The organism is Pantoea sp. UBA7232 (assembly GCF_002473195.1).
Taxonomy (GTDB): Bacteria; Pseudomonadota; Gammaproteobacteria; order Enterobacterales; family Enterobacteriaceae; genus Pantoea; species Pantoea eucrina.
In genome coordinates this window covers 120,960-134,690 of the sequence record NZ_DKTK01000004.1, presented here as the reverse complement: position 1 = coordinate 134,690, position 13,731 = coordinate 120,960, and the positions used below count along the sequence as shown (strand labels likewise).

General features: G+C 56.7%; 10 protein-coding genes. 7 read left to right on the top strand and 3 right to left on the bottom strand.

The genetic code is table 11. From position 1 onward, the window contains the following. The first annotated feature begins 79 nt into the window (after nucleotides 1-79). The gene (locus tag B4056_RS01800) at nucleotides 80-1,768 is read left to right on the top strand and encodes a chloride channel protein (protein ID WP_094111018.1); all 1,689 of its coding nucleotides are present in this window, start codon (nucleotides 80-82) and stop codon (nucleotides 1,766-1,768) included. Here the strand turns inward: B4056_RS01800 and B4056_RS01795 are convergent. Beyond that, nucleotides 1,765-2,265 (bottom strand): M48 family metallopeptidase, encoded by a 501-nt coding sequence (locus B4056_RS01795; protein WP_039380498.1) that lies wholly within the window; start codon nucleotides 2,263-2,265, stop codon nucleotides 1,765-1,767. The two genes, B4056_RS01800 and B4056_RS01795, sit on opposite strands and share 4 nt — an antisense overlap. A gap of 82 nt (nucleotides 2,266-2,347) precedes the next feature. On the opposite strand from B4056_RS01795, the gene rlmG reads away from it, so the two are divergent. Next, entirely contained in the window at nucleotides 2,348-3,466 is a 1,119-nt protein-coding gene (gene rlmG / locus B4056_RS01790) for a 23S rRNA (guanine(1835)-N(2))-methyltransferase RlmG (RefSeq protein ID WP_288653670.1), read from the top strand. Here rlmG and B4056_RS01785 read toward each other — a convergent pair whose 3' ends face one another. Further along, nucleotides 3,467-5,464: an NADPH-dependent 2,4-dienoyl-CoA reductase gene (locus tag B4056_RS01785; protein WP_288653669.1), complete on the bottom strand. Its 1,998-nt coding sequence runs from the start codon at nucleotides 5,462-5,464 to the stop codon at nucleotides 3,467-3,469. It abuts the gene before it with no gap. A gap of 696 nt (nucleotides 5,465-6,160) precedes the next feature. Between B4056_RS01785 and B4056_RS01780 the strand changes: the two genes are divergently transcribed. The 3 genes from B4056_RS01780 to idnO all read left to right on the top strand — a co-directional run bounded on the left by B4056_RS01780 (nucleotide 6,161) and on the right by idnO (nucleotide 8,824). Continuing rightward, the gene (locus tag B4056_RS01780) at nucleotides 6,161-6,859 is read left to right on the top strand and encodes a response regulator transcription factor (protein WP_288653667.1); all 699 of its coding nucleotides are present in this window, start codon (nucleotides 6,161-6,163) and stop codon (nucleotides 6,857-6,859) included. Nucleotides 6,860-7,018: 159 nt separating this feature from the next. After that, nucleotides 7,019-8,050: an L-idonate 5-dehydrogenase gene (gene idnD, locus B4056_RS01775; RefSeq protein ID WP_288653664.1), complete on the top strand. Its 1,032-nt coding sequence runs from the start codon at nucleotides 7,019-7,021 to the stop codon at nucleotides 8,048-8,050. Nucleotides 8,051-8,059: 9 nt separating this feature from the next. Next, nucleotides 8,060-8,824: a gluconate 5-dehydrogenase gene (idnO, locus tag B4056_RS01770; protein WP_113655525.1), complete on the top strand. Its 765-nt coding sequence runs from the start codon at nucleotides 8,060-8,062 to the stop codon at nucleotides 8,822-8,824. A gap of 143 nt (nucleotides 8,825-8,967) precedes the next feature. Here the strand turns inward: idnO and B4056_RS01765 are convergent, their stop codons facing one another. Continuing rightward, nucleotides 8,968-9,681, bottom strand: a complete 714-nt coding sequence (locus B4056_RS01765; RefSeq protein ID WP_039380486.1) for a polyphenol oxidase family protein — start codon at nucleotides 9,679-9,681, stop codon at nucleotides 8,968-8,970. Nucleotides 9,682-10,612: 931 nt separating this feature from the next. Here B4056_RS01765 and B4056_RS01760 point away from each other — a divergent pair. Together B4056_RS01760 and B4056_RS01755 are read left to right on the top strand one after the other, a co-directional pair. Beyond that, on the top strand, nucleotides 10,613-12,088 hold the full coding sequence (locus tag B4056_RS01760) for a SulP family inorganic anion transporter (RefSeq protein ID WP_288653661.1): 1,476 nt from the start codon (nucleotides 10,613-10,615) through the stop codon (nucleotides 12,086-12,088). A gap of 220 nt (nucleotides 12,089-12,308) precedes the next feature. Further along, entirely contained in the window at nucleotides 12,309-13,727 is a 1,419-nt protein-coding gene (locus tag B4056_RS01755) for a GGDEF domain-containing protein (RefSeq protein WP_094111012.1), read from the top strand. Nucleotides 13,728-13,731: the final 4 nt, after the last annotated feature.

Genomic DNA, 13,731 nt, shown 5'->3' with positions numbered 1-13,731 from the left:
CCGGCACTATTTGATCCTGCGATCCGCATTCCAATATAGTGAGCCCCTGTGTCTGAAAGCCTGCGAACGGGAGAGCCGGGTGAGCGGAAGCAAACATGCATTAAACTGGACCACGCTGCTGATCGCCATTCCGGTGGGGCTGATGGCCTCGCTGGTGACGCTGGCGTTTCGTGGCATTATCGATGTGATTAACCAGCTGCTGTTTAACAGTGACCATGAGATCACCGTGGCGATGCACGTCTGGCCGTGGATCTTCTGGCCGCTGCTGGTGGGCGGCGGCGGCGTACTGGCGGGCTGGTTCCTGCGCTATGCCGTCGCAATTGAGCAGCAGCAAACGGTAAAAACAGACTACCTGGAAGTGATTAACGCCAGGCTGGATGCCGTGCCGACGCGCACCTCACTGTTTCGCGCGCTCTCTTCAATCGCCAGCATTGGCAGCGGCGCTTCAATCGGTAAAGAGGGGCCGATGGTACAGCTCTCAGCGCTCAGCGGCAGTCTGCTGGGACGCTGGCTGCCGGCATCGCTCAATCTGCGCAACAGCGACATTGTCGCCATGGCGGCAGCAGCGGGCCTCTCCTCGGTTTACCACGCGCCACTTGCCTCGGCGATCTTTGTTGCTGAAATTGCTTTTGGTATTTCAGCCCTGCAGCGACTGATCCCGCTGATTGTCGCCTCTGCGGTGGCGGTGATGACCATGTGGGCGCTGGGTTTTCGCAATGCGCTTTATCCGCTTGCCGATACGCTGTTTCAGATGGATGGAGTGAGCCTGCTGATGACAGTGCTGATTGGTCTGATAGCAGGCGTTGCCGGCTGGCTGCTGATCGCGCTGATTGGCCGCAGCCGGCGGCTATTCAGCCGCGTGCGATCGCTGCCGCTGCGGCTTGGCGCAGGAGGCGTCGCTGTCGGCCTGCTGGCGCTGCTCTCCACGGATATTCTCGGCAACGGCTATGAAGTGATTGTGAAGATCATTGAGGGGCACTATGTCATCACCGGACTGCTGCTGCTGCTGCTGCTCAAAACCCTGGCGACAACCCTCTCCGTAGGCTCAAATGCCGTCGGCGGACTGTTTACGCCCTCGCTGCTGATTGGCGCCCTGCTCGGGGTGATTCTGGCGCAGAGCGCAGCCGCGCTGCAGCTGCCGGTGGGCGATACGCTGCTCTATGCAGCAATAGGCATGGCCGCCGTGCTGGCCGCTGTCAGTCAGGCTCCGCTGATGGCGATGCTGATGGTACTGGAGATGACGCTTAACAGCAGCCTGCTGTTTCCGCTGATGATCGCCTCGGTCCTGGCTTCAATGGTGGTCTACCGCCTGCAGTCCGCCAGCACCTATCCGGTGGTCAGCCATCACCTGAGCCGTTCTGAAGCCTGGTATGATTTTGACCATATGCGTGTCGACCAGCTGATTATTCCCGGTGCAGCGCTGCAGCCGGAAGAGTCGGTCGGACAGGCGCTGGCGGTCAGCTCGCTGAAGCGTGAACGCTATGTTTACGTACTGAATCAGGCGGGGCAGTTTCTGGGCGTGGTCTCCATTCACGAGATCTCGCGCAAGGTACTGGCGCAGGAGATCACTCTGGACTCGCCGGTCAGCACCGTCATGGATAGCAACTTTCCCTGCATTTTTCAGGGACAGAGCATGCGCGAAGGGTGGGAGGCATTTTCACGCGTGACGCTCGAGCGGCTGCCGGTGCTGAATAATCCGCAGGAGCGTCGTTTTATGGGCGCCCTGACCAAAACCAGTCTGATTCAGAAAGCACAGGAGTTTCTTTAAGCTGCGTTGCCGCGCATCGCCTGATCGGTCATCCACAGGCGCGCGTCAAATTCCAGCTGATGATAGTCAGGCTCCATATGGCAGCAGAGCTGATAGAACGCTTTGCTGTGATCTTTCTCTTTGAGGTGGGCGAGTTCGTGCACCACAATCATGCGCAGGAAAGGCTCAGGAGCAAGGCGGAAAAAGGTGGAGATGCGGATCTCCGCTTTAGCTTTCAGGTTGCCGCCCTGTACGCGGGAAATGGCCGTGTGCAGCCCCAGCGCATGCTTCATCACTTTGATTTTATTATCCCAGAGGATTTTGCTTACCGGAGGTGCGCTGCGCATATAGCGATTTTTTATCGCCTGCGTGTAGTCATACAGCGCGCGATCGCTGACCACATCATGCGTCTCGGGATAGCGCTGCTGCAGGAACGCGCCTAATCGCTGATGATCAATCAGCATTTGCACCTGTTCGAGGATATTTTCAGGGTAACCCTGCAGATAAATTAATGACATTGGGATTCCTGACGAAAGACAGTATACTGCGCCCCCCTTTTCAGGGCGAAAATTGCGCAAAGTGTACCACGCCGGAGATCCCATGAGCCAACTTGAACTGACCCATAGCACCCTTACGCTGGAGCGCTTTCCGCCGATGCGCGAAGAGAGCCCGTTACAGGCGTGGGATGCTGCCGATGAATATCTGCTGCAGCAGACGCTGCCGGAAGGTCCGGTGCTGGTGTTCAATGACAGCTTTGGGGCATTAACCTGTGGCCTGCAGGATCGGGAGATCTGGCACGTCAGCGACTCCTGGCTGAGCCAGCAGGCAGCCAGACAGAATCTGCGCTTAAATGGTTTGTCTGACGATCGCATTCACTTTATTGACAGCCTGAGCGCGCTGCCTGCGGCGCCTGCTGCTGTCTTAATCAAAATTCCCAAAGCGCTGGCGCTGCTGGAGCATCAGTTGCGTGCGCTGCGCAGCGTGGCCACGCCAGATACGCTGATTCTGGCGGCAGCCAAAGCAAAAGATATTCATAACTCCACCCTGCAGCTGTTTGAGCGAATTCTGGGTGAGAGTAAAACGTCGCTGGCCTGGAAAAAAGCGCGTCTGATCTACAGCCGTTACAGCGCCCCGGCGCTGGCTGAGGCGGCGGACACTACCGTCTGGCCACTCGATGAGACGCCTTACCAGATCCATAACCACGCCAACGTCTTTTCACGCACTTCGCTGGATATTGGCGCGCGGCTGTTTATGCAGCATTTGCCACACAATATTGAAGGCGAAATCATGGATCTCGGCTGCGGCAACGGCGTGATTGGCTTAATGGCACTGGAGCAGAATCCGCAGGCTGAGGTACTGTTTTATGATGAATCTTATATGGCGGTCGCCTCCAGCGAGCTGAACGTCAGGGTTAACCGCCCGCAGGATCTGTCGCGCAGTCAGTTCCGCGTTAATAATGTGCTGAGCGGCTTTCCCTCCGACCGGCTGCATGCGGTGTTGTGCAATCCGCCGTTCCACCAGCAGCATGCGGTTACCGATCACCTGGCGTGGCAGATGCTGCGCGACGCAAAGCGTTGCCTGCAGTATGGCGGTGAGCTGCGCATCGTGGGCAACCGGCACCTCGGCTATCACCAGAAGATGAAGAAGCTGTTTGGTAACTGCGAACTGGTGGCGTCCAGCGCCAAGTTTGTGGTGCTGCGCGCGGTCAAACTGCGCTGATCACAGACTCAGCGCCAGCGCGGTAGCCTGTGCAATAGCCCGCCGCGCGTCCAGCTCCTGCGCCACATCTGCGCCGCCGATCACCCGCACCGGTTTGCCGCGTGCGGCAAGCTCGTCAGCCAGCAGGCGCAGCGGCTCCTGACCGGCGCAAACCACAATATTATCCACGGCCAGCGTGACCGGTTTACCCTGGTGACGCAGATGCAGCCCTGCATCGTCAATGCGCAGATATTCCACATCTCCCCACATCTCTACGCCGTGCGCCTGCAGGCTGGTGCGGTGGATCCAGCCGGTGGTTTTCGCCAGGCCCGCTCCGGGCTTCCCGCCTTTACGCTGCAGCAGCCAGATTTGCCGGCCGGGAGAGGGGGGCCGGGCAGGAACAACGCCGCCGCGCGCCTGCAGCGTCCGATCGATTCCCCAGCGCTGGTAAAAATCCTCTGATGAATGGAGTAAATAGGCGGCCGTATCAAAACCGATGCCGCCTGCGCCGATAATGGCGATGCGCTGACCCACCGGTTTTTTATGGCGCAGAAGATCCAGATAGCCGATCACGCTGGCATGATCGATGCCGGGAATAGAGAGCTGACGCGGCGTTACGCCGGTAGCGATGATAATTTCATCCGCGTCTGTCAGCTCTTCGGCACAGACCCGGTGGTTAAGCCGCAGCGTCACCTTCGCTGCCGCAAGCTGATGGCGGAAGTAGCGCAGGGTTTCGCTAAACTCCTCTTTACCCGGGATCTGTCGGGCGATACCAAACTGCCCGCCAATCTCCGCCTCCGCTTCATAGAGCGTTACCTTATGCCCGCGCTGAGCCGCCTGCAGGGCAAAAGCCATGCCTGCCGGACCGGCGCCAACCACAGCCAGCTGCTTCGGCTGCGTGGCTGGCACAACCGGCATCAGGGTTTCGTGGCAGGCGCGCGGATTGACCAGGCAGGATGTCACGTTGCCTGCAAAAATCTGATCGAGGCACGCCTGATTACACGCAATACAGGTATTGATAGCTTCAGGCTGACCCTGCGCCGTTTTGGAGACAAACGCGGCATCCGCCAGAAACGGCCGTGCCATTGAAACCATATCAGCAGTCCCGTCGCGCAGCAGGGCTTCAGCCACGTCAGGGTGGTTGATCCGGTTGGTGGCAATTACCGGCACGGATACGCGTTCGCGCAGGTGGCGGGTTACCCAGGCAAAGCCGGCTCGCGGGACACAGGTGGCTATCGTCGGGATGCGCGCTTCATGCCAGCCAATACCGCTGTTGAACAGCGTCACGCCACACGCTTCCAGCGCTTCAGCCAGCATCAGCGTTTCATCCAGCGTGCTGCCGTGCTGCACCAGGTCGAGCAGCGACAGCCGGAAAATAACAATAAAGTCTTCGCCTGTGGCGTGGCGTACCGCCTGCGTCACTTCACGGGCGAAGCGCTGCCGCCGCTGCACATCGCCTCCCCAGGCGTCAGTGCGCTGGTTAGTCTGCGCCGTCAGAAACTGATTAATCAGATACCCCTCGGAGCCCATGATCTCTACGCCATCATAGCCCGCCTGCTGTGCCAGACGGGCGCAGCGGGCAAAATCGGCAATCGTCTGTTCAATTTCTGCTTCGCTCAGCGCATGCGGAGTAAAAGGATTAATAGGCGCCTGGAGTGCGGAAGGGCCTACCAGCGCACGCTGATAGCTGTAGCGTCCGGCATGCAGTATCTGCAGCGCGATTTTTCCGCCCTGCGCATGGACCGCCGTCGTGATCTGACGATGCCAGCCGCACTGACTTTCATCGGTCAGCATCGCACCACCCTGTGCCACCACACCCTGCGCATTCGGCGCGACGCCGCCGGTTACAATTAGCGCCACGCCCTCGCGTGCGCGCTCAGCATAAAAAGCGGCCAGTCGCTCCGCCCCGTCAGGGTGCTCCTCCAGTCCGGTATGCATTGAGCCCATCAGAAAACGATTTTTTAACCGGGTAAATCCCAGATCGAGAGGCGTAAATAAGCAGGGGTAGTGCTCGATCATGATCGGGTACTCGAAAGTGGTCGGATGAGTTAACTCTAACGGTAATCGCGCATGATGGAAGAGGGGGACGCTGAGCTTGTGAGAGACGTCAAAAAAAGCAGGACGGCAGGTTACGTACGAAGTATCAGCTTGTCTTCGTTACGCACGGGAAGGACCGGCGCGCCCTGAAAGGGCCAGAGTACAGGGCTAATGACTTAGCACTTTTTATATATCATCATGGATTCCTTTTTCCGGAAACGCCGGGTAATTATCAGACCGCGGCAACCTGTGTTCATCGCAAATCGCCTGAGTTTTAAATATTATAGCGGGAAAGTAATCTGGAAATAAGTCTTCAGATAGAGTCAGACAGAGAATTTATCATTTTAACCGCTATTTTAATGTTATTAATGATGCTTGTTAATCATAGCGCGCAGCTGAATGGTGCGATCGGATGAGTGATATATTTATTGCGCGCCAGCCCGCACAGTTAGCGGCAGCCAGCAGCCGGGGTACCTTTTTTTCTGGATGGATTATCCTTTATTTTATTTGTGAAGCAGTTAATTCCATATCTTAATAATTTTTTATTTATCGGTTTTATATAATTACCTGAATAATCACATTGTGAAGGTGATTTTCCTGCTATTACCACTGAGTTAACTGAAAAGGTTGAACGATATAGCCCTTTTACCTGTCATATACTTTTAGAGGAGAGGCAGATTGGATTTAAACACTCATCCAGTCCGTATTGCTGTTCTTGACGGTCATCCTATGATTCGTCTGGTTTTTGAGCTATGTCTGAAAAACCATCCCGATATTCACCTTGTTGCTGCCTGGTCTTCCGGCAGCAAGCTTTTCAGCGCGTTAAGTACGCACAGTGTTGATGTTCTGATTCTGGATTTCCTGCTGGGCGAGCGTGAAATTGATGGCCTGACGCTAATAAAGCAAATACGTAATCACTATCCGATGCAGAAAATGCTGGTTTTAACCTCTGCCGAAAGCCCGGCGGTAGCAAGAATGGTACTCCGGGCCGGCGTAAACGGGTTTATCGGTAAAAGCCATCCCTTTGAAGAGGTACTGGCGGCGGTCAGATCCGTTGCTGAGAATAACCTGTTTTTAGCCACGCACCTTGCTGAAGAGATACAGACGCTGTATGCCATTTCCGGAAAAAAGGCGGACGATGATTTCTGTATCAACTGTAAGCCGGTTCTTCACGAAAAAATAAGATTATTAAGTCCGCGTGAAGCAGAAGTGATCCGCTGCTTTCTTGATGGCATGAGCGTTTCACAGATTGCGGCCAAGTTCAGACGAAGCCGGAAGACGGTAAGCGGACAGAAGCAGTCGGCGCTGAAAAAGCTCGGCGTCCGTTCAGATTCGGAACTATTTAAATATAGCCGGGAGCTGCTGTCAGCACGGTAATCGCGCAGGGCGGCCGCGCCCGAGCGCAGCAACCTGAAAGCCAGTTCACGTTCCCGGTAACATCTTTTCTGTAACATCGTTCTGAGTGATGTTCATCACAGTTTTATCCTGTTTAACCCGTTTTTATAGTCGTCACATCATCAGACTCACAGGATAAACATGAATATTGAAACGCAATCCTGCGTTATTACCGGCAAAAAGCAGGTCAGTGTCGCACAGCAGCAGGTGCAATGGGATGGCTCCGGCACGCTGGTGCGCATTACGCGCGGCGGAATCTGCGGCTCCGATCTGCACTACTACCTGGAGGGAAAAGTGGGCAGCTTTGCGCTGCAAATGCCCATGATACTCGGGCATGAAGTGATTGGTTACGTCATTGAAAGCGACGATCCCCGCCTGCAGCCGCAGCAAAAAGTGGCTGTCAATCCAGCTAAACCCTGCGGTGAATGCAAATATTGTCAGCGCCAGCAGGAGAACCAGTGTACCGCCATGCGCTTTTTTGGCAGTGCAATGTATGTCCCGCACGTCGATGGCGGATTTACCCGGCACAAAGTGGTGGCGAGCAGCCAGTGCGTGCCTTTTCCACAGGATGCCGATGAAAAGGTGATGGTGTTTGCTGAGCCGCTCGCGGTCTGCATTCACGCCACGCATCAGGCTGGCGATCTTACCGGTAAGCGTATCTTTATCTCCGGCACCGGGCCAATTGGCTGTCTGATTGCCGCTGCCGCGCAGGCGCGTGGTGCTGCAGAGGTTGTCTGCAGCGATATCAGTGAACGTTCGCTGGAGATGGCGCAGCAAATGGGTGCCACGCAAATAGTTAACGCGGCAAGCGGCGATTTCACCGGCTGGATGGCGGATAAGGGCTACTTCGATGTTGCGTTTGAAGCGTCCGGCCATCCGGCGTCACTGCAGCGCTGCCTGGAAGTTGTGTGTGCCAGAGGCACGGTGGTGCAGGTAGGAATGGGCGGCGCATTTCCTGATTTCCCCCTGATGACGCTGATTGCCAAAGAGATAAATCTGACGGGATCGTTCCGTTTTACGCATGAATTCAATACGGCAGTTGAGTGGCTGGCGCAGGGCGTTATCAACCCGCTGCCGCTCTACAGCGGGGAATACCCGCTTCAGGATATCGATGCGGCGCTGCAGTTTGCCAGCGATAAAACCCGCGCGGCAAAAGTTCAGCTGACTTTTTAGGGAGATACTATGAACGCACTCTTTTCTCTGGCCGGCAAGCGTGTACTGCTGACCGGTTCAGCACGCGGTATCGGGTTTCTGCTGGCGCAGGGCCTGGGTGAAGCCGGCGCCGAAGTGATTATTAACGCGACCACAGCTGAAGGGGCAGAGCGCGCCGCCGTCGCCCTGCGTGAGCAGGGGATCGTCGCCCGGGCCAAAGCGTTTGACGTAACCGATTCCGGCGCGGTGCATCAGGCGATCGATGAAATTGAAGCACAGTGGGGCGCCATCGATATTCTGGTAAATAACGCCGGCATCCAGCGTCGGCGGCCTTTTCTGGAGTTTCCTGAACAGGACTGGCACGACGTAATTGCGGTAAACCAGACCGCCGTGTTTTTTGTCTCGCAAAAAGTGGCGCAGCAGATGGTAACGCGCCAGCGCGGCAAAATTATCAATATCGGTTCAATGCAGAGTGAGCTGGGCCGCGACACCATCACGCCTTATGCGGCCTCTAAAGGGGCGGTCACCATGCTGACGCGGGGAATGTGCGTCGAGCTGGCGCGCTACAACATTCAGGTTAATGCGATTGCGCCGGGCTACTTTGTCACCGAGATGACGCAGCCGCTGGCTGACGATCCCGCGTTTACCGGCTGGCTGACTAAGCGTACGCCTGCTGCGCGCTGGGGTAAGCCGGAAGAGCTGATTGGTGCCGCCATCTTTCTGGCCTCTGCCGCCTCAGATTTCGTTAACGGACATCTGCTGTTTGTCGATGGCGGTATGCGCGTAGCCGTGTAGTGCGTGGCCCGAGAGCCTGCCTGGCAACATTTTAAACAGTGGAGATTCAGAAGAAAGCGCCAATCTCGCCGCCTGGAGCCGCGGCTCTGCTGACGCTTAGCGCGCTTATCCACGGGCCGGCTGCTCACAGGGCAGCAAAGCGATTAACGACGGCGGATCCACGAAAAGCGCGACTGGTATCCACTACTGAAGTGGGTATTGCGCCGGTAGCTGGATCCCGCCTCGGCCATACAGTAGGTACATACGTTGACCGCATCAATCTGTGCCGGCCCGAGTCCGCGCTCTAGCAGGATGCTGCGCGCCAGCCCGGGCAGGCTGAACCACGCCCCCTGCTGCTGCGCCTGCGCCTGCGCACGTACCGCCTGCGGATTCACGGGTTGCTGATGCGTCCACTGCAGCGGCGGCAGATCGCTGCGCTGCTGCATCTGGCGGATACGATCCTCGCCCAGCTCATAACAGCAGGGGCCAATGGCCGGACCGATAGCGACGCAAAGCGTATCGATACTCGCGCCGCGTGCCAGCAGGGCATCCAGCGCGCTTTGCAGAATTCCGCTAAGCGTGCCGTTCAGCCCGGCATGGATCGCCGCCACCTGCTGCTGCACGGGATCGGCAAACAGCACCGGCAGGCAGTCGGCAGTATAAACCGCTACCGGACGGTTATCTTCAGCAATCACACCGTCAGATTCACAGCTTTTTGGCGGCCGGTTTTGTCCCGATAACACCACGCGGGCGCTGTGACGCTGATGTCCGTAAGCGGCAGCCTCAGGTGCAGGCAGACCCGCAGGCTGAAAGGCATACTCCAGCCATGTCAGGCTATCCAGCAGCGCTGAACGCGGACCGCAGATTTTACTCTCCATACTTCTCTCCTGTGACCTGAACGTAACCGGCGACTGCGCACAGCTTACGTTAACCGGTACGTTTTTACAGCGCTCTGGCAGATATCTTTCTCATCACGGCTAACGTCATGCGTTCAGCTTATAGCTGCCCGTATCACAGCGCTGTGTTTCACGATGGCCTGCGCTGAGATTGCCGGGCAGAGCCGGAGTAACTGCATAAAAGAGTGGAACGGTAAATAATTTGACCACTGAAAAAACACCCGGCGGCGCAGGGGATTACGTTTTACCGTCAGAGCCACGCATATTTACATTTTGCGTTAGCTGCCAGGCGCTGGCGGCATTTCATGATATATAACCTGATTTTACGCCAGCGATGAGTGGATAATTTTGATGTTTTCCGGGTAATACAGATTATTGCGCTAAGCATTAATTTTAATAACTAAGAACTATCCTGGTTATAGTGCGATTATTAGCCAGCGCGGTGCACGCTGCTGCCAGGTAATATGTATATTTTTGTCAGCCAGCTTCTTGCGTTATTTTTTATAGATTTTTATCCATTGAAATATAATCGCTTTAACTAATTATCCTCTTTTAAATATGCTTGCTTAAACTGACTTATTAATTACCTTTCCTGACTTTTATTTTACAAAACGGCTGCCGTCCCGCGGCGTTAAATAATAAAGATGCAACTTAAATCTTAAGCGGCTATAACCAATTTTTGTGAGGTGAAGCTGCTTTGTTTCCGCTGCGGAGGTTTACGGCCTCCTGCTCAGAGGGCATTTATTATCTGCAAATCAGATACGCAGGCATAAAGAGAAGATGATTGTGATGATACAAAAACCGTTATCAGTGAAATATCGCGGCGCCGTTTTACCCTGTCATGAGCACCGCTCAGGCTATGTTAAATACCCTCTGCGTCATCTGTACCGCAATCAGCTGAGGAGCATGTGCCATGAACGTTAAAACACTGCGGCAGGATATTCCGGCCGGGCTGGTGGTATTTCTGGTGGCGCTGCCGCTTTGCCTGGGCATTGCTCAGGCCAGCGGTCTGCCGCCTTTCGCCGGTCTGCTTACCGGTGTAATTGGCGGGCTGCTGGTAACCGCGCTGAGTCCGTCGCGCTTTGCGGTCAGCGGCCCGGCAGCAGGGCTGGTAACGATTGTGGTGGCGTCCATCCAGACGCTGGGCAGTTTTTCTGCTTTTCTGACCGCGCTGATTCTGGCGGGTGTCCTGCAGTGCCTGCTGGGCCTGCTGCGCGCCGGGCGGTTTATCGCGCTGGTGCCCGGCAGCGTGATTAAAGGCATGCTGGCCGCAATCGGCATTTTGCTGATTATGCAGCAGATTCCGGTGGCGCTGGGCGCAGCCGGAGAGGGCGGGCTGGGGGCGCTGATGTCAGGCAATGTCGCGTTCTCAGCCAGTGCTATTGGGGTAGCAGCCGCGGGCCTGCTGACGCTCTGGCTCTGGACCACGCCGCTGGTTAAGTCAGTCAGGGTGCTCAGCTGGATCCCCGGTCCACTGGTGGCGGTGCTGATTGGCTGTATGGCAACCTTCGCCGGAGACCGGCTCTTTCCGGCGCTGGGCGACGGGTTACCGCGTATCGTACTGCCTGCGTTTGACAGCCTTAGTGCGCTGGCCGCTGAACTGGAAACGCCGGACTGGCTGGCGTGGCAGAATCCCGCCGTCTGGGTGGTAGCGGTTACGCTGGCGCTGGTCGCCAGCCTGGAGACGCTGCTCAGCCAGGAGGCGCTGAAAAAACTGCGTCCGCAGTATCCTGCTCCCTCGCCTGATAAGGAGATGTTTGCGCAGGGAATAGGTAACTTAACGGCAGGCTTACTGGGCGCAATGCCGATTACCGCCGTCATTGTCCGCAGTTCGGTGAACGTCAGCGTCGGTGCACAGAGTAAACTCTCAATTCTGATCCATGGCGTCCTGCTGCTGGTCTGTGGCCTGTGGTTCAGTTCGCTGCTCAACGCGATCCCGCTGGCCAGCCTGGCCGCTGTGCTGCTTTACACCGGCTACAAGCTGGCGACGCCGCGCCTGTTTGCTGAGCAGATCCGGATGGGGTGGGCGCAGTCGGTGCCTTTTCTGGCCACGATTGGCGGCATCATCCTGCTGGGGATGCTGGCCGGTATTTTCCTCGGGATCGCCGTGCAGATCCTCTGCAGCATCTATCAGAGCCACCGCAATGCGCTGCAGCTCACCCGCCATGACGATCACTATGTGCTGCGCTTTCATCAGAACCTGACGTTTATGCATAACCCTAAGCTGCAGGGCGTGCTGGCAGAAATTCCGGAAAACAGCCTGGTGATTGTGGAGCAGGGTAACGCGGAATATCTCGATCCGGATGTGAAAGCGGTTCTGCGCGACTTTGGTGAAAATGCGCCGGAGCGGGGCATACGGCTGAGCCAGTGGCCGGTAGCCGTTAAGTAAATGATTATGCCCGGCAAAAATCGGATATCACGGGTAGACGGTTTTTGTTCGGGCGCGGCATAATCGGCGGCAGAACGTCTGCAGGCCGGATGCCTTAGCCAGCCGAACAGGAGAGTAAACCCGAACCTGTTCGCTGAATTGGCACCGCACGATCTGATGTTCAATAAAAGGGGGTGCCACTGCAACGCGGCAACAATTTCAGGTTACAGGATGCGGATGAATGCGCGTTTCGCTGTTTGATGAACATAACGATAAGAAAAATGCTCTCACGCTGTTCTTGATTACGCTCTTTTTCTGTTTTCTTGGCAGCCACCTGCGGGTCCCTGAAGAGTTTTCACTGTTCTGGCCTGTTAATGCGCTGATTGCCGGGCTGATTGTCCGTCAGCCTTTTCTGCATACGCCCTCCAGCTATCTTGTTGCTCTGGCCGCGATGATTTTTAACGACACGGTATTTTCAGGCTGGGCCTTTGCTGCTGTCACGATCAATATCGCCAATATTCTGTTTACGCTTGTCGCGGTCTGTATGCTGATCAGACCGCTGCAGACACCAGCTGCCAGCAGTCAGGTCGTCAATGCGATGCGCATTTTTCCCGCCTGTTTACTCGGGGCCGCTGCCTGTGCGACCTGGGGCGCCTGGGCGCAGGGCATCGATTTCAATGCGCGCTTTGTGGTCGCATGGGCTGACTGGTTCAGCGAACAGATCTCGACCTCGCTGATGCTGCTGCCCGTTATGCTGGCCCGCCCGCTGCGCAGCGTCTCTCTGCGTCAGCTGCTGACGCCGGCGACGCTGCTGCCGCTGCTCGCCGTGGTGCTGTCGCTGACAGCGGGCGCGCTGATTGGCGGCGCCGGCAGTCTGACCTTTCCGGTGCCGGCGCTGATCTGGTGTGCGATTGTGCTGCCTATGCCGGTCACCAGCGTGGTGATCCTGCTGACCGGTATTACAGAGATTGTGCTGGTTTCTCACGGCGTGATGAATATTCAGGGTAACGACGCGCTGTTGCCGATTGGCCACCTTACGTCGGCACGCCTCGGGGTGGCGACCGTTGCGCTGAGCCCGCTGCTGGTGGCGGTCAGTATGGACGCTATCCGTCAGCTTAATCAGCGTCTGGCGCTGCGGGCAAACGTCGATGTGCTGACGCAGCAGCTGTCGCGCTCCGGCCTGTATGAACAGCTGAAACAGATGCCGTTTTCTCTGCAGCGCCATACCGGCGTGATCATGCTGGATGTCGATTACTTCAAAACCATTAACGACAACTTCGGACACGACGCCGGTGACAGCGTGCTGGAAGAGATTGGGCGACGTATCCAACAGGTGGCGCAGCAGCAGGGCATGATCTGCCGCTTTGGCGGCGAAGAGTTTGTGATTGTGGTGTTTGATGCCGTGCCGGAACAGCTCTACCGGCTGGCGGAGTCCGTGCGCCAGGCGCTGGCGCGCGAAAAGTTCTGGATCAAAGGAAACAGCGTGACGGTGACGGCCAGTATGGGCCTGGCGTGGGATTGCGCCCGGCACGAGCGGGAGTGGCCGGAGGTAATCAACCGGCTGATTTCCGCAGCAGACAAACATCTCTATAGCGCCAAGCGCAACGGACGTAACCAGGTGGCGCCCGCCGCCGCGCTGAGCGCCAGTCATGTGGCCTGAGCGC

Excerpts from the sequence above, each read along its gene's own strand:
- B4056_RS01795 (WP_039380498.1), bottom strand. The coding sequence starts at position 2,265 with ATGTCATTAATTTATCTGCAGGGTTACCCTGAAAATATCCTCGAACAG.
- rlmG (WP_288653670.1), top strand. The coding sequence starts at position 2,348 with ATGAGCCAACTTGAACTGACCCATAGCACCCTTACGCTGGAGCGCTTT.
- B4056_RS01785 (WP_288653669.1), bottom strand. The coding sequence starts at position 5,464 with ATGATCGAGCACTACCCCTGCTTATTTACGCCTCTCGATCTGGGATTT.
- idnD (WP_288653664.1), top strand. The coding sequence starts at position 7,019 with ATGAATATTGAAACGCAATCCTGCGTTATTACCGGCAAAAAGCAGGTC.
- idnO (WP_113655525.1), top strand. The coding sequence starts at position 8,060 with ATGAACGCACTCTTTTCTCTGGCCGGCAAGCGTGTACTGCTGACCGGT.
- B4056_RS01765 (WP_039380486.1), bottom strand. The coding sequence starts at position 9,681 with ATGGAGAGTAAAATCTGCGGTCCGCGTTCAGCGCTGCTGGATAGCCTG.
- B4056_RS01760 (WP_288653661.1), top strand. The coding sequence starts at position 10,613 with ATGAACGTTAAAACACTGCGGCAGGATATTCCGGCCGGGCTGGTGGTA.
- B4056_RS01755 (WP_094111012.1), top strand. The coding sequence starts at position 12,309 with ATGCGCGTTTCGCTGTTTGATGAACATAACGATAAGAAAAATGCTCTC.